The following is a 20,541-nucleotide window of genomic DNA, read 5'->3' as shown; positions in this document are numbered from 1 at the left end:
GTGGCGGGAGGGGACGGAGGTGACCAGCGATGATACTCGTCACGCTGCTGGTCGTCCTGGGGCTCCTCGTCGGCGCGTGGGCCGCGACGGCGCGTAGCTACCGGCTCAGCGGAGTGGTCGTCGTCTCGCTGCTGGCGGTCTACACCCTCCTGAGCGTGTGGGCACTCCCCGTGTTCCTCCTGAGCACCGCCCTCGCGTACGTCGGCCTGGAGGTCGTCCAGCGGCGCTGGCTGTTCTACGGCCGGCGTCTCCTGCTCACGGCCGTCCTGCTCGGTGCCGTCGTCCCTGTCGTCGCCGTGCTCGCCGTGACGGCCACGGTCGGCCGCGGCATCCCGGACAGCGGGTTCCTGTTCTACGGGAGCATCCTGCCGGGGATCGCCGCCTACAACTTCCACCGACAGGACGCCGACCGACGGCTGGTGGACGCCGCCGCGACCGCGGCGCTCTACCTCGGCCTCGTCGTGGTCGGCGTCGTGGCGCTCGTCCTCTGGGCGACGCCGCCGTGCACGACCTGTGGGCTCCTGCCGCGCCCGCCCGCGACGTACGTGACGCCGGTCCTGCTCGACGCGGGGTCGGACGTCGCGAACATCCTCGGGTTCCGGACGACGCTGGCCGAGCCGCCGGTCGGGACGCTCGGGCTGGTCACCGTCGTCGTGGGTCTCGGGCTGGCGCTGACGGAGTTCGTCCGGTTCCGCTGGGGGCTCCGGTCGGTCGGCGTCGTCGCCATCCCGCTCGTGGTCCTGTTCGCGTTCCGGACCTGGTGGGTGCTCCCGCTGTACGTCGGCACCGTCGCCGTCGTCTACGCCGGCGTGCAGGTCGTCCACCGCCGGACCCTGCTGTACGGCCGAGCGCTCCTCTCGCTGGGGTCGGTCCTGGGCGTGCTGGTGGCGCTCCCGGCGGCGGTAGCCCTCGACCTCACCGGCGGTGCCAGCGGGCTCACGACGGTGTTCGTCGGCCTGCTCGGTGGGGTCGGCGGCTACGCGGTCCACGCCACCGCGCGGCGCGAACGGGCGGCGATGCTCGTCCTGAGCGCGGGCATCTTCGTCGTCTCGTTCGCCGTGGCCCGACTGCTGGTCACGCCGCTGCCGGACGGCCTCGGGACGCCGCTCACCGGCTGGCACGTCGCCGCCGGCGTCGTCGTCCTCGCCGCCGCCGCGTGGCAGGCGTACGATCTCGAACGGTTCAGACCGAGCCAGCGGCGACTGCTGGACGCGTCGCCGTTCACGACGGAGGTGACTGGACGATGACCCGAAGATTCCACGACCAGGTCGAGACGACCGTCGGCCGCGTCGGCGCGCGCTGACCCGTGGCCGTGACCACCGCCGGCGGCTGGCGGATATCGACGTTCGCATCGCCGTCACGGGCACCCGTGGGAAGTCCTCGATGGTGACGTGGCTCCACGAGGCGTTCGTGGCCCGCGGGTACGACACGTACGCGAAGGTCACCGGCGAGGAGCCACACTCGCTGTACAACGGGACGCTCCACCCCATCGAGCGGTCCGGACCCGTCAAACTCTACGAGACGGCTGCGGAACTCCGCCGGTTCGTGCCGGTGGACGTCCTCGTCGTCGAGAACCAGGGCATCCGGGAGTACACCACCCGACTGGTGAACGAGGACTACGTCGAACCGACGCTGGTCGTGCTGACGAACGTCCGTCGCGACCACCTCGACACGCTCGGGGAGGGCTACCTCGGCATCGCCCGCTCGCTGGCACGCTCGGTGCCACCCGGGGTGCAGGTCGTCACGGGCGAGCGGAACCCGGAGGTGCTGGCCTACCTCGAGCGCGAACTCGCGCGCCGTGACGCCACGCTGGTCCGGGCCGTCGGCCCCGAGGTGCCGCTCGACCCGGCGGCCGAGCAGGTGGCGCTCCTCGAGGCCGCGCTGGTGCTCGCGGGCGTCACACCGCTCACGACCGCAGAGCGCGAGGCGTTCGCCGGTCGGTTCGAGATGGCGTGGGCACGGGTCCCCGGTGGACGCGTCTTCGACGCCGCGAACGTCAACGACGTGGAGAGCACGGAACTCGTCCGTCGGGCGCTCCAGGGTGACACCCCGGAGGTGTTCCAGCCCGTCGTCTACCTCCGGGCGGACCGCCCCGGCCGTACCGCGACGTACGTCCAGTACCTGAACTGGCTCGCGGAGGCGGGACTGGTCGAGCAGGTGCGCGTCGTCGGCGCGCACCGGGACGTGCTGACCCGCCGGCTCCGGGTCCCAGTCGTCGCCCACGACGAGCGGATCGAGTCCGCCGCCGAGGTGCTCGACGCCGCCCTCGCGGACGGTTGGCCGGTGGTCCTGATGGGCAACGCCGTCCCGCCGTTCGCGCAGGCGCTCCGGCGCGAGGTCGCCACTCGGCGGCACCCGGTGGTCGTCGAGTGTGAGGCAGAGACGGGCGAACCGGTCCCCGCTGACGACTGATTCGGCGTTCTCGACCTCTCGACGACTGGTGGAGGCGGCGCGGTGGCTGGCCTGTCGCGGTGCGGTTCCACAGGTACACCCACCCGCCGCGAGCGAAGCGAGCTGCGCCTTTGAATCGAAAGTTTTCGAGGAGCGGTTCGCGAGCGCAGCGAGCGAACCCGACGAGAAAAGTTTCGTGGTTAGTCGTCGGCCAGCACCCGGTCCGGCTCGTACGCCAGCAGCCGGTCCAGCGCGTCGACCATCGCCTGCACCGAGGCGACGGTGATGTCCGCGTCGCTCGCGGTGGTGGTGACGGTCCGGTCGCCCCGAGACATCTGCACCTCGACGGTCACCAGTGCGTCCGTGCCACCCGTGATGGCGTCGACGTGGTAGCTGTCGAGCTGGGCCTGTCCGGCGCTGCCGAGGGCGGCCTCCACCGCCTCGACGGCGGCATCGACCGGTCCCGACCCGGTGCCGGCGGCGGTCCGTTCCTCGTCGTCCACCCGGAGACGGACCGAGGCGGTCGGCTGGCCCGAACCGCTGGCGGCGGTGAGTCCGAGCAGTTCGACGCGGCGGTCGCGTTCGCGGCCCTGCACCTCCTCGGCGATGGTCAGGAGGTCCGCGTCGGTGACGCGCTTGCCCCGGTCGCCGAGTTCCTTGACGCGGGTGACGACGGCCGAGAGTTCGTCGTCGTTCACGTCCACGTCGTGTTCGGCGAGCGCGGCCTTCACCCCCGCACGGCCGGCGTGCTTCCCGAGGACGAGACGGCGCTCACGGCCCACCGTCTCCGGCGGGTACGGCTCGTACATCGCGTCGTCCTTGAGCGTGCCGTCGGTGTGGATGCCGGACTCGTGGGTGAACGCGTTCTCGCCGACGACGGCCTTGTTCGGCGCGAGCGGGATCCCCGTCGCGTTCGCGATGGTCTGGGCCACGTCGTAGACGTACTCGAGGTCGAGCGTCTCCACGCCGTAGCCGTGGTAGAGCGCGATGGCGACCTCCTCGATGGCGACGTTGCCGGCCCGCTCGCCCACGCCGTTGATGGTGCCGTGGACGAGGTCCGCGCCCGCGGCGATGCCGACGAGCGCGTTCGTCACGGCCAGTCCGAGGTCGTCGTGGGTGTGGGTGCTGGTCGGGCCGACGTCGTTCAGCGCGGCGTATATCTCCAGCATCCGGTCGGGCGTGGCGTGACCCACCGTGTCGGGCACGCAGACGCGGTCGGCGCCCGCGTCCATCGCGGCGGACATGAGTTCGACCAGGAAGTCGAGGTCCGCGCGGGAGCCGTCCTCGCCCAACACCTCGACCCACAGGCCGTGGTCCGCGGCGTACCCGACCAGGTCGGCCGTCTTCGATACGACGCTCTCGCGGGTGGTGCCGACCTTCGTCTCGATGTGCCGGTCGCTCGCGGGCACGACGAGGTTGACGCCGTCCACGTCGCACTCCAGTGCGAGGTCGATGTCGTTCTGCACGCCGCGGGCGAACGAGGTCACCGTCGCGTCGAGGTTCTGCGAGGCGACGCGCTTGATGGTCTCTCGCTCGCCCGGTCCGGTACACGCGCTCCCGGCCTCGACGTAGTCGACGCCAGCGGCGTCGAGGCCACGGGCGATGTCGGCCTTCTCCGCGGGAGAGAGCGAGACGCCGGGTGCCTGTTCACCGTCGCGCAGCGTCGTGTCGAGGAACTCGACGGACGCGTCGCTGAGGGGTCTGGTCTGGGGATGGTCACCGAAAAGCGCACTCACGGGTGTCTCATCGCCGTAGAATTTCACGGCCAGCCGCCTCGCGGCGACTTCCTCTATCCTCCATGTCGTGTGGCGACATAGTCGTCTCCCGCTTTCAGCCCGGTGCTCATAAACGGGGCGGTCGGGGCGAGATTGACGGCCGACACTCAGTCGCCGTCGTCGCTCCAGACGAACCCGGACTCCTCGGGGGCGTACCGCGCCCCGGTCCCCGTGTCGGCGACCTGTTCGCCCATCCGGTAGCGGGCTCGACGGACCGCCATCGCCAGCCCCAGCGCGAGCACACCGAGTCCGGCGAGGTAGAACGCCCCCACCTCGGCCGTCAGGTCGGCGCTCCGGTGGACGTTCCACCGCGACGGGTAGGCCGCGACGAACATCCCCGTGGCGAGCGTGGTTATCAGGACGCCGGCCCCACCGACCACCGACGGGCGACGCGGCGCCAGCGTGAGTGTCACCCCCAGTAGCGCGACCGGTGCCCCCAGCGCCCCGCTGACGCCGGCAGCCTCCCGGAGCAGCCAGTAGGGGGCTGCCGGTGCGACACGCTCGGCGACGACCATCGCGGCGAACCCGGCGACGACGAGGCCGACCCCCGCGAGGCCGAGCAGGATACCGAAGCGGTACTCCTCCCCGAGCAGCCAGTGGCGCTCCGTGTTTCCCTCCCCCATTGTCAGTCAACCTAACACTCACGTCGGTAAAACCTTTGTTGCCGAACGCCCCTCGGACCCCTCTCAGGGGCTCAACGACCGCTCTACGCCTCGTTCTAGCCCTCAGGCAATTGTTTTCAATTCCATGATAGTTCATTCCAAGTAATACTCTGACGAATACGAGTCGGCACTCGACCGTCGCGGACCGGAGTCGGTCCAGTCCTTTCACCGGTGGCCGGTCCCCACCGCACGTCGTTCGGGAGGGGCCGACCGACCCGAGCACGACCGTACCGCCTCAGGCCGGGTTCGGGTCGTAGATGGTCGGGTCCGCCTCGCCCTGTACGTCGATGACCGCGAGACAGCCCTTCCGGGCGACCCGCGAGAGCGCGTGGTCGACGAGCTTGATGGGCAGGGGCACCGGCGAGGTGAGCGTGCCGACCATCGCGCTGCCGGGCAGCACGGGCGTCGTCTGCACGTAGCGGTGGGGGTCGGACATGATGGCGCCCTGTGGGTACACTTCGTCCCAGACGCTGCCGATGGGGTGGAAGCTACTGAACAGGTTCGGGCCACCGACGCCGTAGTAGACGCGGGCCGTCTCGTCCGTCTCCATCACCATGTCGTTGTACCCCTGCGGGCCGATGCCGTACTTCTCGCCGTTGACGAGGACGTACGTGGGCGCCTCCATCGCCATCGAGTCGAAGTCGAACTCGTGGTCGACCGCCGGGAGGCCTCCCTCGGGTTCGACGAGGATGCAGCCGAACATCCCGGAGGAGATGTGGTAGTCGAGATCCGGCACGGCACAGTGGTAGACGAACAGGCCGGGGCAGGTGACCTGGAAGCGTCCGCGCTGTCTCTGTCCTTGGTTCGCGACCGTGTCCTCGGCCTGTTCGCCGCCGGCTCCGACACTCCCTCCCGCTTCCACCTCCCGTCTCACTCCACGACGACCCGGTCGCCAACCGCCACCCCGTCGGCGGCACCGGCGGGCATCTCGATGACGGTGTCCGCCCGGTACCCGCCCCGTCCCCACCACGCACGCAGGCGCTCGACGCCCGTCACCTCCCCGTCGACCAGCCACACGGCGTCGATGTCGAACGGGACACAGACCATGTGGAGTCCCCGCGTTCGTGTCCCGCCGAACCGGAAGACGAGCGCGTAGTCGTCCGCGATGGCTCGGCGGAACATCAGGCCGAGCCCCTGCGAGACGATGCCGTCGGCGAACTCGACGTCCGTGGCGAGGGGCGTTCGGGACCGTCCGTCGGGCGGTGGAGCACGCGCACACCCGCCGCTCGCCGCCGGTCGCCAAGAGCGTTGCGAGGATTCACGTACGAGGAACGCCCACCGCCGAGCGTGAAGACACCGAAGGGGACCACCGTGGGCGTGGACGACCCCTACGCGTTCGTCGAGCGGTGCGACCACCTCACCGACGACGGGCGGTGTCGCTTCGCGGTCGAGCGGGGCGACCACGACCCCGAGTTCGCCCGCGAGCGACACGCCGACGACCTGCGGTGCCCAGCGGCCGACCCGCACGGCGAGTGGGCGTGGTCGGACTGCCCGCACTTCCGGTCACGCCAGCGCAACCGGGAGTGCCTACGCTGTGGCCTCGAGGAGCGCCGCGTGCCGGGCGAGGTCCGGCCCCTGCTGGAGGAACACCACCTCTCTTACGCCGGCGAACCGGAGGCCGACATGGAACACGAGGTGACGGTCTACCTCTGTCGCTGGTGTCACGCGAAGGTCCACAGTTCGTGGGCGCGGGTGGACGACGACGTCGGCCCCGACGCCGAGGCCATCGCCGCGGCCGAGGAGCGCCGCTCGCGCGAACAGGCGGAGACCGCCTTCTCGACGGCGGCGGAGCGGTTCGACCCGGAGGAGTGAGGAGTGACCGGTCGAGTGCCCGGCCGCGACTCAGCGGACCTGCCAGACGTAGCGGTGGACGTCACCACGCCAGTAGAGCGCCGGGGGCGACCAGACGAGGTAGAGCGGCGAGACGCCGGCGGGCACCTCCCCCACGACGACGCCGGACTCGCTCTCGCCCGGCGCGAGGCCGTTCGACGGGTCGAACTGCCGCCCGCCCAGCACCTCGCCCGTGAACTGGACGTTCCGGCCCACGTCCGCACCCGTGCCGTCGACCAGCGAGAGGCCGCCGAGCCCGCTCAGCGAGAGGAGGATGGGGTTCGGCCGGTCGCCCCCGTTCGTGGCCGCGATGGTGAACCCGAGGTACTCCGTCCCCTCGGCGGGCGGCCGGCGGGCCGAGACCTCGGCCACCGGTTGCACCTCGCCGATGGTCACCTCGATGCCCTCGTGCGAGACCGTCTCGCCGAACGGTTGGAGCGGCACGTCGAACGCCTGCTCGAACGTGGCGGCCGAGGCGGCCGTCGAGCCGAGGTCGACCTGGAGCGGCTGCAGGGCCTCGAACGAGTCACCCGGGAGCGTCCGGACCCGCAACAGCACCCGGAGTGACTCGCCGCTCGTCCCCTCGGGCACCTCGTAGTGGAGCCGGAACCGACGGAGTTCCCCCGGCGCGAACGGGAACCCCCCGAGTTCGGCCGAGGCGATCTGGGCGAAGTTCTCGGCCGAGGCGTACTCCGTGTCGTCGACGGCGACGGCGAACAGGTCCGCCGCGAGCGCGACGTACGCGTCGCCCCGGATGCCCACGTCGAGCGCGACGTACTCGTTGCCCTCGGCGGCACCGATGGCCGATCCGGGGCCGAGCAGCGGTGCCGTCGGCGTCCGTTCGGCGCCCACGACGCCGACCGCGACGGGCCCGAGGTCCGTCAGGTCCCCGACGACGGCCTGCTGGACGGAGACGGCCGGCGCGTCCGCCTCGTCACCAGCCGTCTCGCCCTCGCCACCGCCGTCGCCCCCGTCGGCACCGTTCGAGTCCCCGCCGATGTCCCCGCTCCCGCTCGGCCCGTCGGCCGGCGCGTCACCGTCCGACGGCGCGTCGCCGCCCCCCACACACCCTGCCAGCGACGTCAGGACGCCGAGGCCCCCGAGCAGTACCGCTTCACGCCGTGTCACCGTGGGTCGCATCCGAGACTGTAGGCCGTTCCGGAGCATAGTTAACGTTCGGCGGATTCGGGACTGTCTCGGGCGTGAGACAGTGCGACCTCACCTGCGGGTACGGGACCCGGCGCCGGAACGCCACCACTCGGGCGGGAGCCTCGGCCGACCGGGGGGCACGCCTCCCGACGTCACCGTCTCACCGCCGGATCAGGCTCGGACCTGGGTTCCGGTCTCACCGGCCAGCGCCTCCAGCAACCGGTCGGGCGTGGTCACCACGGCCCGCTCGCCGCCCCGTTCGACGAATCGACAGCAGGCCTCCATCTTCGGGCGCATACTCCCCTCACCGAACTCCCCCGCCTCGAGGTGCCCGCGCACCGCCGCTGGTGAGACGCGACGGAGTGGTCGCTCGTCGGCCGTCTCGTAGCCCACGTACGCGAACTCGACGTCCGTCAGGACGACGAGGGTCTCGGCCCCGAGTTCGGCGGCGAGCACCTGCGAGGTCTTGTCCTTGTCGACCACGGCCTCGACACCACGGAGCGTGCCGTCACGGACCACGGGAACGCCACCGCCGCCAGCGGCGACGACGAGGGTCCCTCGCTCCACGAGGCTCGTTATCTCCTCGTCCTCGACGACCTCGATGGGCTCGGGGGACGGGACGACACGGCGGTAGGGACGGTCACCACTGCGCACCCGTCGGGTCTCGAAGGCTCGCTCGGCCGCTTGCGCCTCGGTGTAGAACGGCCCCACGGGTTTCGTGGGGGTCTCGAACGCGGGGTCGTCCGGGTCCACGACCACCTGCGTCACGACGGTGACGGAGTCCGTCGAGTCGGGGAGTTCGTTGTCGAGCGCCTGTTGCACCAGGTAGCCGATCTGTGCCTGCGTCTCGGCGACCAGCACGTCGAGCGGGCGTCGTGCGGGCTCCTCGACGTTGTCCTGTTGCAGGAGGAGGGTACCGACCTGCGGGCCGTTCCCGTGGGTGAGGACGACGTCGTAGCCGGCGTGAATCGCGTCCGCGAGCTGTCGGGCGGTCCGGGCGACGGCCTCCCGCTGTTCATCGAACGTCCAGTGCCCCTGCGACCCGAGCAACGTGTTCCCGCCCAGGGCCACGACAATCGGCTCGGTTCCCGCCCGCTGAGAGTCGTCGTCCATACTCATCCCTGTTCGCGCTGACAGTTAGTAGCATGAGTCAGACGCGGATCCTGATCATGGGTGCAGCGGGCCGCGACTTCCACGACTTCAACACGGTCTTCAGGGACGACGAACGGGTCGAGGTCGTCGCGTTCACCCACACCGCCTCGCAGAACATCGGCGAACTCGACGCCCTCCCCACCCGCCGCTACCCGCCGGCGCTGGCGGGAGAGCGGTACCCCGACGGCATCCCGATCTACCCCGAATCGGAACTGGAGACCGTCGTCGAGGAGGCCGACGTCGACACGGTCGTGTTCTCGTACTCCGACGTCTCGCACGAACACGTGATGCACCAGGCCTCGCGTGCGCTCGCCGCCGGGGCCGACTTCCGCCTCGTCGGGCCGGACCGGATGATGCTCCGGGCGTCGATTCCGGTCGTCGCCGTCGACGCGGTCCGGACGGGGTGTGGCAAGTCACAGACCGCACGGAAGTTCGCCGACCTGCTCCGCGACCGGGGGAAGGAGGTGGCCGTCGTCAGGGAGCCGATGCCGTACGGCGACCTCGTGGCCCAGCGGGTACAGCGGTTCGACTCCATCGAGCGCCTCGACGAGAGCGACGTGACCATCGAGGAACGCGAGGAGTACGAGGGGCACATCGAACGTGGGCACGTCGTCTACGCGGGTGTCGACTACGGCGCCATCCTGGAGCGCGTGGAGGCGGAGGCCGACGTCGTCGTCTGGGACGGCGGCAACAACGAACTCCCGTTCTACGTACCCGACGTCCACGTCGTCGTGACCGACCCGCACCGCGCCGGGGCCGAACTCCGGTACCACCCCGGCGAGACCAACCTCCGACTCGCGGACTACGTCGTCGTCAACAAGGAGGACACGGCGGACGCGGGGGCGATTCGAGAGGTCGAGACGAACGTCCGGAAGACGAACCCGGACGCGGAGATCGTCCACGCGAACTCGAAGATCACGGCCGACGGGGAGCAGATCGCCGGCAAGCGGGTGCTCGTCGTCGAGGACGGGCCTACCCTCACCCACGGCGACGCGCCCTACGGTGCTGGCCTCATCGCGGCCCGACGGTACGGGGCCGCCGAGGTCGTCGACCCCGAGCCAGCGGCCGTCGGTTCGCTCCAGCGCGTCTTCGAGGAGTACCCCCACCTCGACACGGTCCTCCCGGCGATGGGCTACAGCGAGGCACAGCGTCGGGACCTGGCCGCGACCATCCGGAACGCGGCGCCGGACGTCGTGGTCTCGGGGACGCCCCACGACCTCGCTCGGATACTCGACGTCGACGTCCCCGTCGTCCGGGTTCGCTACGAACTCGAGGAGAAGAACCTCACGCTCGAGACGATACTGGATCGCCACGCCGACGTACTGGAGTGCTGACCGCGATGGGCACCGCTAGAACGCGAACTCGAAGCGCGCGCCGCCCGTCGGGGCCTCGCCGGCCCGGACCGACCAGCCGTGGGCCTCGGCCACCTGCTTCACGATGGCGAGGCCGAGGCCGGTGCCGTCCGCGGCCGTGGTGACGCCGGAGGCGAACACCGACTCCTCGCGTGGGAGTCCCGGCCCGTCGTCCTCGACGTAGAACCCGCCGCCGTCGAGCGGGCCGACGACCACCCTCGGCCCACTCCCGCCGTCCGTCAGCGTGGTCGGGCCGGGGTCGTTCCCGCCGTCGGTCGGCTCCGGGTCGGGCGGCGAGGCGTGGTTTATCGCGTCCTGCCGAGCCTGCGAGGCAGGGCTCGTGGAGCTGCGTTCGACGGCGTCCCGGCGAGCTTGCGGGTCGGGGCCGGTGGAGCCGTGCTCCACGGCGTTTCGAAAGAGGTTCTCGAACAGTTGGCGCAGGCGCGGCGGGTCCGCCTGCACCTGCCCGAGGCCGTCGCGGAGCGTGAGCGTCGCGTCGCCGGTGGGGACGGTCTGCCACGCCCCGCGGGCCACGTCGGCGATGGCGACGGAGGTGGGCTCGATCGAGGTGTCGTGACGGGCGAGCGCCAGCAGGTCCGCGATGAGGTCCTCCATCCGCTCGATACCGCCGGTGGCCATCTCGAGGTGGTCGACCACGGCCGGGTCCTCACTGGCGTCGAGTGCCATCTCGACCCTGCCGGAGACCACGTTCAGCGGGTTGCGGAGGTCGTGGCTGACGACGCTCGCGAAGTCGTCGAGACGCTCGTTGCGTCGCCGGAGTCGTTCCTGGACCGTCCGCTGGGTCAGCTCGTGGGAGACCCACTGGACGAGCAACTCGACCACGGACCGCTCGGCCGCGGTGAACGGCTCGTCCCGTGGTTCCTCGGAGCCGAAACAGACCGTCCCGTAGAGTTCGTCGTCGACGAGCACCTTCCCGCCGAGGTAGCAGGCGAACCCCCACTCGTCGTAGGCCGGGTCACCCGCCATCCCCTCCGCGGGCGCGTCGCGGATGCCCAGCAGGCTGTCGGAGTCGATGGTCCGTCGGCAGTAGGCCCTCGAGAGCGGCGTCTCGAGCCCGGCCTCGACACCCGTACCGTGGGCAGCCACCACCCGCTGGGAGCCGTCCTCGATGCGCATCAGCGCGCCGAACGAGAGGTCGAGCAGGTCACAGCCGACCGCCAGCAGTCTGGGTGCCTTCTCCTCGAACTCGAGGTCGGGGTTCGAGGAGATCTCGTAGAGTCGCCCGAGCGCCTCCACGTTGGCCTCGAGGTCACGGGAGAGTCGCTGGCGGGCGGTGACGTCCTCGGCGACGCCGACGACGCGGCATCCCTCGTCCGTCTCCACCTCGCGGACGTGGTCGCGGAGCCAGCGCACCGGGCCGTCGGCCTGCTGGACGCGGTACTCGTGGACGCCGGCCTCGAACCCCGCCGCGTCCGGCCGGTCGGCCGGGTGGATGCGACGCTCGAACAGTGACGGGTCGTCTCGGAGCGTCTCGTCGGAGACGCCCCACGTGGACTCGAACGCGGCGTTCGCGTACCGGAACGCGCCGTCAGGGTCGCGGATCCAGACCACCTGGTCGAGGCGCTCGGCGAGGTCGCGGAACTCACCCTCGTCGGCGACGAGGGCGGCGGAGCGCGCCCGTTCGGTGGTTGCCGTCCGCTCGGCGCGGCGCCGACCCACGAGGTTCACGATGCGGGCGGCCAGCGCGGCGGCCGTGTCCTCGTCGGTCGGCGGGCGAGCGTACTCGTCGGCGCCGGCGTCGAACGCCGTCGTCGGGCCGGGCGTCTCCCCCCCGAGGAGGACGACCGGGACGTCGCTCACCTCGCGGGTGGCGACGAGCATCGCGATACCCGACCCGCCAGCCGGTTCCGGGCCGAGGACGGCACACTCGAACCGGTTGGTCTCGACGAGGTCGAGCGCCCGGTCCGGGTCCGTCTCGTAGGTCACGTCGACGTCAGCAGGGTCGAACGCCGCCGCCGCCCGGTCGACCCCGTCGTAGGAGTCGACGTAGAGAACCCGCGCGGGGCGGTCGAGTGAGAGCACGATTCGGGCAACACACTCACGACTTAAAGAACTACTCGGCGTTCTCCCTCCGATTCACTGCGCTGGAGGCCCGAGCCGGCAGTCGACGCGGGCGTCGGAGCCGAGCGACGAACCGGAAACCCCGTCACCCGGGGCGGTGAAGCCGAGCGCAATGAGTCGCCGAGAGGCCCTCCGTGCGGGCGTGCGTGCCACCACGCCCGTGGTGCTGGGTGTCGTGCCGTTCGGACTCGTCGCGGGAGCCGCCGCCATCGGGGCCGGGCTCTCGATACTGCAAGCCGCCGCGCTCTCCGTGGTCGTGTTCGCCGGCGCCTCCCAGCTCGCCATCATCGAACTCCTCGGCCGGGACGCCGCACTCGTCGTCGTCGTCGGGACGGCGCTGGTCATCAACGCGCGGATGTTCATGTACTCGGCGTCGCTGGCCCCGCACTTCCTCGAGGAGGACTCGCGCTGGCGGGCGCTGCTGGCGTACGTGCTGACCGACCAGGCCTTCGCGCTCTCGGTGACGCGGTACGCCGAGGGGCTGGAGGGGGTAGAGCGCAAGCGCTGGTACTACCTCGGGACCGCGCTGCCGCTCTGGGTCGTCTGGCAGATCTGCACCGTCGCGGGGGCGCTCGCCGGGACGCAGGTGCCCGCGTGGCTCCCGCTCGGGTTCGCGGTGCCGCTCACCTTCCTCGCCCTGCTGGTGCCGGCCGTCGAGAGTCGACCGACGCTGGTCGCGGCGCTCGTCGGTGGCGGTGTCGCCACCGCGGGCGTCTCACTCCCGTTCAACCTCGGCCTGCTGGTCGGGGCCGTCGCGGGCGTCGTCGCCGGCACCGTGCTGGCCGAACGCGGCTGGGGCGACGTGGAGGTGGGCCATTGACGACCGCCCCCGATACGGTGGTGTGGGCCGCCGTCGTCCTCGCGGGCGTCGGCACCTACGCCATCCGCGCGTCGTTCCTCTTCCTGTTCGAGCGACTCGGCGGCGTCCCCTCACGCGCGCAGACGGCGCTCGGGATGGTGCCCGCAGCGGTGCTCTCGGCGCTCGTCGTCCCCGCCGTCCTCGCCCCCGAGGAGACGGTGGTGCTGCTGGGGAACGACCGACTGGTCGCCGCCGTCGTCGCCGCCCTCGTCGCGTGGTACACCGAGAGCATCCTCGCAACCATCGTGGTCGGACTCGTGGCGCTGGTCGGCCTCGGCCTCCTGCTGTAACCGTTTCTAGCTACACTTTTGTCTGTTGTAAACTATCAGTGGTTATCAAGTAGCGCCGTCACGAGCAGTCGGTATGGAGTTCACACGTCGCCTCGTCACCCGGACGCCGAACCAGCTGCGGTCGCGGGCGGTGGTGAAGACGCTCCTCTACCGGGTGGTCATGGTCCTCGTCTCGGTGGGAGTGGCGTTCGCGGTGACCGGGAGCGTCGGCCAGTCGCTGAGCATCGGCCTCGTCACGAACCTCGTCAAGACCGGGACGTACTACGGCTACGAGCGACTCTGGGACCGCGTCGCGTGGGGCGTCGCCTCCGCCGACTGACCGCGTCCAGTCTCCCCGCTCCAGTCTCTCTCCTCTCGGTCTTCCCCGTTCTCAGTCGTCCGCGCGGGGCCGGTAGAGGTGGACCATCTCCTCGGCGGGGCCGTCGGGTCGCTCGACCGGACTCGGGTATGGCTCGAACCCGGCCCGTTCGTAGAACGGGACCAGACCCTCGCGGCAGGTGAGCGAGAGGAAGACGTCCGCGAGGGCGGGATGGGAGACGACGGCGTCCAGCAGTTCCTCGCCGACGCCCTCGCTGCGCCGGTCCTCGCGGACCACCACGTCGTAACACGTCGCGTAGTAGACGCCGTCGGTGACGACACGGGCCGACGCGACCAGGTCGCCGTCGTCACGGACGCCGAGTGCGATGGAGTCGGCGAGCGCCGCCCGCACCTCTGGGACCGTCCGCTCGGCCCACCAGTCGTACGCCTCGTAGAGCCGTGCGAGTTCGACCGCGTCCGTGGGACCGAGTTCGACCGTCTGCATACGCGCCGTGCGCGGACCGGACGGAAGGGCGTGTCGCCGGCGTCCGAGTCGGTGGCGTACCTCCGGAGCGTACGAGTCCGGTCGCCCCGTCGCCCCGGTATGGGCACCTCCCGTCGCCGCCTCGTTCGCCCGCGCGTGCCGCGTGGCCGGTAGGCCACCACTTCTCACTCCTCCCCGACCGACGCCGGCCGCGAGCGGAACGCACCGTATTTAGGACGCCACTCCGACACCAACGACTATGAGCGACACCGACGACGACCAGGAACTCGGGATCACCGAGTCCAAGGCGGGACAGACAGGCAAGTGGTACGCCGAGGTGGTCCAGAAGGCCGGCCTCGCGGACTACGCCCCGATGGGCGGGTTCATCGTGACCCGGCCGCGCGGCTACGCCATCTGGGAGCGACTGCAGGAGAACCTCGACCAGATGTTCAAGGACGACGGCGTCCAGAACGCCTACTTCCCGGCGCTCATCCCCGAGTCGTACCTCGAGCAGGAGGCCGAGATCGTCGAGGGGTTCGACCCCGAGGTGGCGTGGGTCACCCACGCCGGTACCGAGGAGCTCGAGGAGCGACTCGCCTTCCGCCCGACGAGCGAGTCCATCATCACGCCGTACATCAGCCAGTGGGTCCGGAGCCACCGGGACCTCCCGATGCGCGTGAACCAGTGGTGCTCGGTCATCCGGTGGGAGGCCACGGACACCAAGCCGTTCTTCCGCACGAAGGAGTTCCTCTGGCAGGAGGGGCACACCGCCCACCGCGACGAGGCGGGCGCGTGGGAGGAGACGACCACCCGGCTGGGCCAGTACGAGAAGCTCTACGAGGAGGTGCTGGCGATCCCGGGGATGACGGGCCGCAAGCCGGACCACGACAAGTTCCCTGGCGCCGAGGTGACGACGACCATCGAGGCGCTGATGCCCGACGGCAAGTCCGTGCAGGCCGGCACCTCTCACTACCTCGGGACCCGGTTCGCGGAGGCCTACGACCTCTACTACACCGACGAGGACGAGGACGAGCAGGTCGCACACACCACCTCGTGGGGGCTCTCGTGGCGCGCGCTCGGCGCGCTCATCATGACCCACTCGGACGACCAGGGGCTGGTGCTGCCGCCCACGCTCGCGCCCGAACAGGTCGTCGTCGTCCCCATCTGGCAGTCCGAGACCAAGGACGAGGTACTCGACTACGCGGCCGAGCTCGCCGCGGAGCTCGACGCCGAGTTCCGCGTCCACCTCGACGACCGGGACGAGCGCAACCCCGGCTTCAAGTACAACGAGTGGGAGCTGAAGGGCGTCCCGCTCCGCATCGAGATCGGCCCGAACGAGGTCGAGGACGGCGAGGCCACGCTCGTCCAGCGCCCGGACGGCGAGCGCACGGTCGCGGACCGCGACGCCATCGGCGAGGCCGTGCAGGACGCGCTCGACGACGTCTACGCCAAACTGTACGCCGCGGCCGAGGAGACCGTCGAGGAACGGATCCACGAGGCCCACGGCCGCAACGAGATCCTCGGGACGCTCGGCCGACACGGCGGCTACGTCAAGACCGGCTGGTGTGGCGACGAGGCGTGTGAGACCGAGATCAAGGACCAGATCGCCGCCGAGATCGTGATGCTCCCGCTCGACGAGGACGAGGAGCCGGTCCACGAGACGTGCGGAGTGTGCGGGGAGGAGGCGACGGAGACGGCGTACTTCGCGAAGAACTACTAGCAACCATATTTTTCTCGTCGGGTGCGCTCGCTTCACTCGCGCACCGCTCCTCCAGAAATATGGGTCAAAAAGGCGCGCCTCGCTGCGCTCGGCGCGGGTGGGTGAGCTAGCCGCTACTGCACCGCCACCGAACCGCGACAGCGTTCTCTCCTTCACCCCTCAGAACACGCCCATCTCCAGCAACATGTACGCGAGCACCGCGAACGGCCACACCAGCAACAGCGACCCCACCCCGAGGTACCCCGCGGTGGAGAGCAGGCTCTTGTTCGCGTACTCGGCGGGCGAGTAGTTGGTGAACAGGCCGTCGTCCGCCTCGTCCGTGCGGACGACGAGGCTCTCGCCCCAGTCGGCGTCCGGGTCGCGGTCACCGGTGCCGTAGACCAGCACCTCGTCGCCCGGTTCGACCCGCCACTCACGGTAGTACCGGGTCCGGCCGCCGACGTTGAACGGACCGACGTCGACCCCCTCGAACACGCCGTCGACGTCCGCCGTCGTCCGGAGGAACTGCTTCACCCGTTCGGGCGGTTCCTCGCCCTTCTCCACCCGGATGGAGTCGTGGTGATCGCCGCTCGCGTCCACCGTCTCCGGGTCCGGGTCGACGAGGACGCTCCCGGTACCGTCCGTGAGTTCACACGGGACCGCGCGGGTGCCGTCGTAAACCTGGCGTTCCTCGGTGCCGCCGTCGCCGTCCGGCCGGACCTCGACGACGACGTACTGGGCCGCGAGCGTCGGAACGCCCGCGAACCCGGCGTCGAAGGGGGTGCCTGCCTCGGCCGCCGCGACGGTCCCGACGAGTTTCGTCCGCTGGCCGGCCTGGACGTCGGCCACGGTGTCGGTCGAACGACGGGATGCATCTGGTCGTCGAGGGGGTGGGGCGAGTAAAACTGTTCGGGCGGGCCGTCGCCACCGGCCCGACGGCCCGAGGACGTCTACGACCCCCGAGTGGCCAGGGTCGAACACGGCTACGCGCGCAACAGCGCGGCGATGAGGAGCCCACCGAGCGCGAGCAGGGCGAGCGCCACCACCGACTGGCTGGCGAGCGTCCGGAACGCGAGGTACGCAGCGGCCGCGGCGGTGCTGGCGACGAGCGCCGACCCGGCGGCGTGGACGAGTTCCGCGCGGCCCGTCTCGGCGTGTCGCCCCACCTGCCGACCGAGACCGACCGCGTGCTCGCCGGCGTCCCACGCGACGACGGTCGCGGCGGCGGCCACCAGCGTCGGCTCCGGCGGCGCCCCGAACACGCCCGCCAGCAGGACGCCGCCGAAGAGCACGGCCGCGCCGAGCGTCACCACCCGCCGCTCCCCGCGGCGCAGGCCGGCCGCGAGCGTCACCAGCCCCGCGAGACTCACCAGCGCGACGCTCCCGCCCGCGAGCGTCGCGCCCACCGCGACGGTGCCGACGAGCAACGCGAGCGCGCTCCCGACCACCGTCGGCCGGTCGTCGAGTTCCCGTATCGGCGCGTCCATCGCGTCGGCGGGCGGCGCCCCGCCGTCGGCGCCGCCCTCGGCCGTCTCGTCACGGTCGGCCGTCTCGGACCGGGGGCGCTCGGTCCCCGCCGCTCGGCTCACGTCGACCACCTCCGGCGGGCACGGGCGACGGCGGCCGCGAGCGGCCGGTCGGGGGCCAGTCGACCACCCGGATACCGGCCGCGCGGAGCGTCGAGGCCCGGAGCGACCGCTCGACACGCGCGAGGCGCTGGCCGTCGCTACGGCCCGCGGTGGGGTCCGGCGAGACGACGGTGACGAGGTGGCCGTAGGCGTCGAGACGACGCGCGACGTTCACCACGTAGTCGTCGGCCAGTGGGGTGAACAGCACCACCTGCGCGTCGCCGGGGAGTCGCCGGCGGAGGCGCCGCAGGCGGATACCGGGGAAGAACGGGTCGTCGCCGGGGGTGGGTGCGAACGCCCGGTGAGTGCCGAGCGCCTCGCGAGCACTGGCGCGGTGTTCGTCGCCCGCACCGGGCGGGAGCCAGAACTCCGCCGGCCCGTACGCGGCGAGGGCGACCCGGTCACCCGTCGCCAGCAGCGAGGTGAACGCCTCGCCGGCCGCGGTCACCGACCGCTCGACGGCAGAGGGCGAGTCCGGGTCCGGCGCCCGGTAGGCCTCCTCGCGCGTGTCGACGACGAGCGCGACGGTGGCCGCCCGCTCGGGCCGGAACTGGAGCGTAGCGTACTCGCCGGTGCGGGCGGCCCGGCGCCAGTCGATGCGCGAGAGCGGGTCGCCGGGACGGTACTCCCGCACCGAGTGGAACTCCGTGCCCGGGCCGCCGGTGTCGGTGACGACCCGCCCGGTGAACGGCGTGGTCTGGGTCCGCAACGGGAGCGAATCACCCACCACGAGTTCGGGGGTGCAATCCAGCGTCGTCGGTGTCTCGGCACGGACCGCGAGTTCGCGCTCGACGCTCCCGCTGAACCCGTGTACGAGCACCGTCGCCGGCGCGAAGGTGTGGTGGCCACGGACGGCCCGGACCTCGTAGGTGAACGCGGCGGCCTTCCCCGGTCGGAGCGCGGTGGCGTGGCGCGGTGACCCCTCCACGACCGTGAGGCCCTCGGGGACGCCGTCGACCACCCGGAGGTCCGGGAGGAGCGAGTCACCCTCGTTCCGGACGGTGACGGTCACGCGGACCGACTCGCCCGGCCGAGACACTGTCTCTGATATCTCGCGAGAGAGGGAGACGCGCGCGTCTGGAGGGCCACCGGCGCGGGCGTAGGCGCCGAACGCCACGCCCAGCACCGCCGCGAGGACGAGCGCCGGCCGCGAGAGCAGGACGCCGACGCTGCCGGCCGCCAGCGCGTTCACTCCCAGCCAGCGGTTCGTCTCGCGGTCCAGGGGCTCGCCGGGCGTCGCGCGCCGGGTCGGCTCCGGCCCACTCATCGCTCGACCCCGGCCGGTCCGTTCGTCGGTACGGGTCGCTCGCTCCCTCCCGCCCGGTCACCTCGCGTCGGGCGCCCCTCGGTCACCCGCGCGTCGAGGACGGCCGCGACGGCGCCCGCTCGGCGGACGAACGCGCGCTCGGCCGCCACCGCGTCACGGATGCGAGCTGTCAGCGCGGTGTCGGCCGTCTCGGGCGCGAAGAACGCCGCCGCCCGCGGGTCGTCGGTCCACGTTCCGCGGTCCAGCGCCCGCTCGGCGTCGTCGCGGTCGTACCCCTCGTAGCGCGTGAGGACGGCCACCGCGGCGGTCCGGAGGCGTTCGCGGACGACCGCACGCTCGCGGTCGGCCTTCACACTCGAGACCCGCGGCAGGTCCCGCAGTCCCGCGTCGAACCCCTCGCCCGGCGTCGGGAACGCCCGTGGGCGCTCGACGGCCGGGAGGTCGGCCGCCCGGCGCTCGCCACGCAGGCGGCCGTAGGCCACGCCGACACCCTGGACCAGTCCCAGCACCCCCACCGCGGTCACCACCACGTACGTCGGGGCGAGCCCGCCGGCCAGCGAGGGCCGGAGCGCGATCAGCAACCCGGCGGTGGCCGCCGCCGCCCCCATGGCGAGGAACAGGCGGCCGAGGTTCACGCCGCCTCACCCGACCCGTGGTCGGCGGCCGGAGCGTCGGCCTCGGCGTAGGCCCGCTCGATGCGGCGCAGGGCCTCGACGGCCTCGCGCTCGCGGGCGTCGGTGGCGTCGGCCGCGCCGTACCTGACCGCCTCGAACACGTCCGTCAGGGCGTCGACGTCCTCGCGGGCCATCCCGGCGTCGACGGCCGCGGCGGCGAACTCGGTCGGCGTCGAGGCGTCGGGGTTCGCCACGTCGAGGTGCCGGGTCATCTCGTCCCACGCGCGGTACACCTCGTTGTCGAAGCCGTCGCGCTCCTCGATACGGTCGGCCGCCCGGCCCGCCGCGCGGCCGACGGCGGCCACGTCGGTCGGGCCGCTCGACTCCTCGTCCGGGTCGGGCTGTGAGAGGTCGTCGCCCGTCGAGCGCGCGATGAGAGCGACGGCACCCACCAGCACGACGCCGAACAGCGCGAACAGGACCGTCGGTGGGTCCGTGACCGGGCTGGAGGCGTCCTCGGGCCCCTGCGAGGCGCCACCCGGGAGTTCCGGCGAGCCACCGCTCCCGAACCCACCCTGTCCCTGCTGGAACAGACCGTCGGTGGCGCCGAGACCGTTCAGGAGGAGCCACAGCCCACCCACCAGGACGGCGCCGACGAGCGCGACGGTGAGCGGGCCACGGACCCCGTGTTCGCGGAGGAACTGGACGAGGCCGAGGCCGAAGAACAGCAGGAGGACGAGCCCGAGCAACTGGCCGACGATGGGTGGCAGGCGGGGTGGGGTGGCGCTGTCCGTGTCAGAGACGTTGTAGCCGCCGAAACTGAAACTGCCGCCGGAGCCGACGCTCTCGGCGTCGCCGCCGCCAGCCCCGCCGCTCCCGCCGGCCGTGGCCGTATCGAGGGTGGCGGCGGCCGCCCCGAGCGACAGCACCGCGAGGAGGGCGAGGGCGGCCGCGACGGTGCGGTTCACTGCCGTGGGTAGGCACGCCGTGCTGTTTAGGCTTTGCTCACT

The 20,541-nt window shown here is 71.7% G+C and carries 20 protein-coding genes and 1 pseudogene; 8 read left to right on the top strand and 13 right to left on the bottom strand.

What is annotated here, in order from left to right; genetic code table 11:
* Window positions 1-29 precede the first annotated feature (29 nt).
* Both N0B31_RS00310 and N0B31_RS00305 read left to right on the top strand, forming a co-directional pair.
* Entirely contained in the window at window positions 30-1,247 is a 1,218-nt protein-coding gene (locus tag N0B31_RS00310) for a poly-gamma-glutamate biosynthesis protein PgsC/CapC (RefSeq protein WP_260593732.1), read from the top strand.
* On the top strand, window positions 1,237-2,412 hold the full coding sequence (locus N0B31_RS00305; RefSeq protein ID WP_380628428.1) for a Mur ligase family protein: 1,176 nt from the start codon (window positions 1,237-1,239) through the stop codon (window positions 2,410-2,412). Before N0B31_RS00310 ends, N0B31_RS00305 begins: the two co-directional genes overlap by 11 nt.
* Window positions 2,413-2,591: 179 nt before the next feature.
* Here N0B31_RS00305 and N0B31_RS00300 read toward each other — a convergent pair whose 3' ends face one another.
* The 4 genes and pseudogenes from N0B31_RS00300 to N0B31_RS22665 all read right to left on the bottom strand — a co-directional run bounded on the left by N0B31_RS00300 (window position 2,592) and on the right by N0B31_RS22665 (window position 6,184).
* Complete coding sequence (locus N0B31_RS00300; protein ID WP_260593730.1) at window positions 2,592-4,127, bottom strand: (R)-citramalate synthase; 1,536 nt, start codon at window positions 4,125-4,127, stop codon at window positions 2,592-2,594.
* Window positions 4,128-4,273: 146 nt separating this feature from the next.
* Window positions 4,274-4,789: a cell division protein CdpA domain-containing protein gene (locus N0B31_RS00295; RefSeq protein ID WP_260593689.1), complete on the bottom strand. Its 516-nt coding sequence runs from the start codon at window positions 4,787-4,789 to the stop codon at window positions 4,274-4,276.
* Window positions 4,790-5,063: 274 nt separating this feature from the next.
* Window positions 5,064-5,669, bottom strand: a pseudogene (locus N0B31_RS00290) (copper-containing nitrite reductase); the annotation flags it as partial.
* 29 nt (window positions 5,670-5,698) lie between these two features.
* Window positions 5,699-6,184, bottom strand: coding sequence for a DUF192 domain-containing protein (locus tag N0B31_RS22665; protein ID WP_380626757.1), 486 nt, complete (start codon window positions 6,182-6,184; stop codon window positions 5,699-5,701).
* Here N0B31_RS22665 and N0B31_RS00280 point away from each other — a divergent pair.
* Window positions 6,116-6,640, top strand: a complete 525-nt coding sequence (locus N0B31_RS00280) for a DUF7097 family protein (protein ID WP_260593686.1) — start codon at window positions 6,116-6,118, stop codon at window positions 6,638-6,640. The two genes, N0B31_RS22665 and N0B31_RS00280, sit on opposite strands and share 69 nt — an antisense overlap.
* Before the next feature lie 30 nt (window positions 6,641-6,670).
* On the opposite strand, the gene N0B31_RS00275 is transcribed toward N0B31_RS00280, so the two are convergent.
* Window positions 6,671-7,798 (bottom strand): DUF4352 domain-containing protein, encoded by a 1,128-nt coding sequence (locus N0B31_RS00275; RefSeq protein ID WP_260593684.1) that lies wholly within the window; start codon window positions 7,796-7,798, stop codon window positions 6,671-6,673.
* A 180-nt stretch (window positions 7,799-7,978) separates the two neighbouring features.
* Window positions 7,979-8,920: a carbamate kinase gene (gene arcC, locus N0B31_RS00270; RefSeq protein ID WP_260593683.1), complete on the bottom strand. Its 942-nt coding sequence runs from the start codon at window positions 8,918-8,920 to the stop codon at window positions 7,979-7,981.
* 32 nt (window positions 8,921-8,952) lie between these two features.
* Here arcC and N0B31_RS00265 point away from each other — a divergent pair, with 32 nt between their 5' ends.
* Window positions 8,953-10,293: a cyclic 2,3-diphosphoglycerate synthase gene (locus N0B31_RS00265; RefSeq protein ID WP_260593729.1), complete on the top strand. Its 1,341-nt coding sequence runs from the start codon at window positions 8,953-8,955 to the stop codon at window positions 10,291-10,293.
* Window positions 10,294-10,308: 15 nt separating this feature from the next.
* Here N0B31_RS00265 and N0B31_RS00260 read toward each other — a convergent pair whose 3' ends face one another.
* Window positions 10,309-12,354: an ATP-binding protein gene (locus N0B31_RS00260; protein WP_260593680.1), complete on the bottom strand. Its 2,046-nt coding sequence runs from the start codon at window positions 12,352-12,354 to the stop codon at window positions 10,309-10,311.
* A gap of 151 nt (window positions 12,355-12,505) precedes the next feature.
* Between N0B31_RS00260 and N0B31_RS00255 the strand changes: the two genes are divergently transcribed.
* From N0B31_RS00255 to N0B31_RS00245, 3 genes are all read left to right on the top strand, one after another.
* A complete protein-coding gene (locus N0B31_RS00255; protein WP_260593728.1) occupies window positions 12,506-13,213 on the top strand; it encodes an AzlC family ABC transporter permease in 708 nt (235 codons plus the stop codon).
* A complete protein-coding gene (locus N0B31_RS00250; RefSeq protein ID WP_260593677.1) occupies window positions 13,210-13,542 on the top strand; it encodes an AzlD domain-containing protein in 333 nt (110 codons plus the stop codon). The genes N0B31_RS00255 and N0B31_RS00250 overlap by 4 nt, the downstream gene beginning before the upstream one ends.
* 73 nt (window positions 13,543-13,615) lie before the next feature.
* Window positions 13,616-13,861, top strand: coding sequence for a DUF2061 domain-containing protein (locus tag N0B31_RS00245; RefSeq protein ID WP_260593675.1), 246 nt, complete (start codon window positions 13,616-13,618; stop codon window positions 13,859-13,861).
* A 51-nt stretch (window positions 13,862-13,912) separates the two neighbouring features.
* Here N0B31_RS00245 and N0B31_RS00240 read toward each other — a convergent pair whose 3' ends face one another.
* On the bottom strand, window positions 13,913-14,344 hold the full coding sequence (locus tag N0B31_RS00240; protein ID WP_260593674.1) for a GNAT family N-acetyltransferase: 432 nt from the start codon (window positions 14,342-14,344) through the stop codon (window positions 13,913-13,915).
* A gap of 238 nt (window positions 14,345-14,582) precedes the next feature.
* Between N0B31_RS00240 and proS the strand changes: the two genes are divergently transcribed.
* Complete coding sequence (proS, locus tag N0B31_RS00235) at window positions 14,583-16,043, top strand: proline--tRNA ligase (RefSeq protein ID WP_260593673.1); 1,461 nt, start codon at window positions 14,583-14,585, stop codon at window positions 16,041-16,043.
* Between the two features lie 159 nt (window positions 16,044-16,202).
* On the opposite strand, the gene N0B31_RS00230 is transcribed toward proS, so the two are convergent.
* The 5 genes from N0B31_RS00230 to N0B31_RS00210 form a co-directional block, all read right to left on the bottom strand.
* Window positions 16,203-16,871, bottom strand: coding sequence for an E3 ubiquitin ligase family protein (locus tag N0B31_RS00230; protein WP_260593727.1), 669 nt, complete (start codon window positions 16,869-16,871; stop codon window positions 16,203-16,205).
* 134 nt (window positions 16,872-17,005) lie between these two features.
* Window positions 17,006-17,611 (bottom strand): DUF7519 family protein, encoded by a 606-nt coding sequence (locus tag N0B31_RS00225; RefSeq protein ID WP_260593670.1) that lies wholly within the window; start codon window positions 17,609-17,611, stop codon window positions 17,006-17,008.
* On the bottom strand, window positions 17,559-18,917 hold the full coding sequence (locus N0B31_RS00220; protein WP_260593726.1) for a DUF58 domain-containing protein: 1,359 nt from the start codon (window positions 18,915-18,917) through the stop codon (window positions 17,559-17,561). Before N0B31_RS00220 ends, N0B31_RS00225 begins: the two co-directional genes overlap by 53 nt.
* Window positions 18,914-19,552: a DUF7269 family protein gene (locus N0B31_RS00215; protein WP_260593668.1), complete on the bottom strand. Its 639-nt coding sequence runs from the start codon at window positions 19,550-19,552 to the stop codon at window positions 18,914-18,916. The genes N0B31_RS00220 and N0B31_RS00215 overlap by 4 nt, the downstream gene beginning before the upstream one ends.
* Window positions 19,549-20,499 carry a DUF4129 domain-containing protein gene (locus N0B31_RS00210; RefSeq protein WP_260593725.1) on the bottom strand — a complete coding sequence of 317 codons (951 nt, stop codon included), beginning with the start codon at window positions 20,497-20,499 and terminating at the stop codon, window positions 19,549-19,551. Before N0B31_RS00210 ends, N0B31_RS00215 begins: the two co-directional genes overlap by 4 nt.
* Between the last annotated feature and the right edge of the window lie 42 nt (window positions 20,500-20,541).

The organism is Salinirubellus salinus (assembly GCF_025231485.1).
In the GTDB taxonomy this organism is placed as follows: Archaea; Halobacteriota; Halobacteria; order Halobacteriales; family Haloarculaceae; genus Salinirubellus; species Salinirubellus salinus.
Note: the sequence above shows the minus strand (reverse complement) of the source record. Positions and strands in the feature narration are given on the sequence as shown.

What these genes read in the sequence shown, in the direction of transcription:
- N0B31_RS00220 (WP_260593726.1), bottom strand. Translation starts at nt 18,917, where the DNA reads ATGAGTGGGCCGGAGCCGACCCGGCGCGCGACGCCCGGCGAGCCCCTG.
- N0B31_RS00295 (WP_260593689.1), bottom strand. Translation starts at nt 4,789, where the DNA reads ATGGGGGAGGGAAACACGGAGCGCCACTGGCTGCTCGGGGAGGAGTAC.
- N0B31_RS00240 (WP_260593674.1), bottom strand. Translation starts at nt 14,344, where the DNA reads ATGCAGACGGTCGAACTCGGTCCCACGGACGCGGTCGAACTCGCACGG.
- N0B31_RS00275 (WP_260593684.1), bottom strand. Translation starts at nt 7,798, where the DNA reads ATGCGACCCACGGTGACACGGCGTGAAGCGGTACTGCTCGGGGGCCTC.
- N0B31_RS00310 (WP_260593732.1), top strand. Translation starts at nt 30, where the DNA reads ATGATACTCGTCACGCTGCTGGTCGTCCTGGGGCTCCTCGTCGGCGCG.
- N0B31_RS00255 (WP_260593728.1), top strand. Translation starts at nt 12,506, where the DNA reads ATGAGTCGCCGAGAGGCCCTCCGTGCGGGCGTGCGTGCCACCACGCCC.
- N0B31_RS00245 (WP_260593675.1), top strand. Translation starts at nt 13,616, where the DNA reads ATGGAGTTCACACGTCGCCTCGTCACCCGGACGCCGAACCAGCTGCGG.
- N0B31_RS00265 (WP_260593729.1), top strand. Translation starts at nt 8,953, where the DNA reads ATGAGTCAGACGCGGATCCTGATCATGGGTGCAGCGGGCCGCGACTTC.
- proS (WP_260593673.1), top strand. Translation starts at nt 14,583, where the DNA reads ATGAGCGACACCGACGACGACCAGGAACTCGGGATCACCGAGTCCAAG.
- arcC (WP_260593683.1), bottom strand. Translation starts at nt 8,920, where the DNA reads ATGGACGACGACTCTCAGCGGGCGGGAACCGAGCCGATTGTCGTGGCC.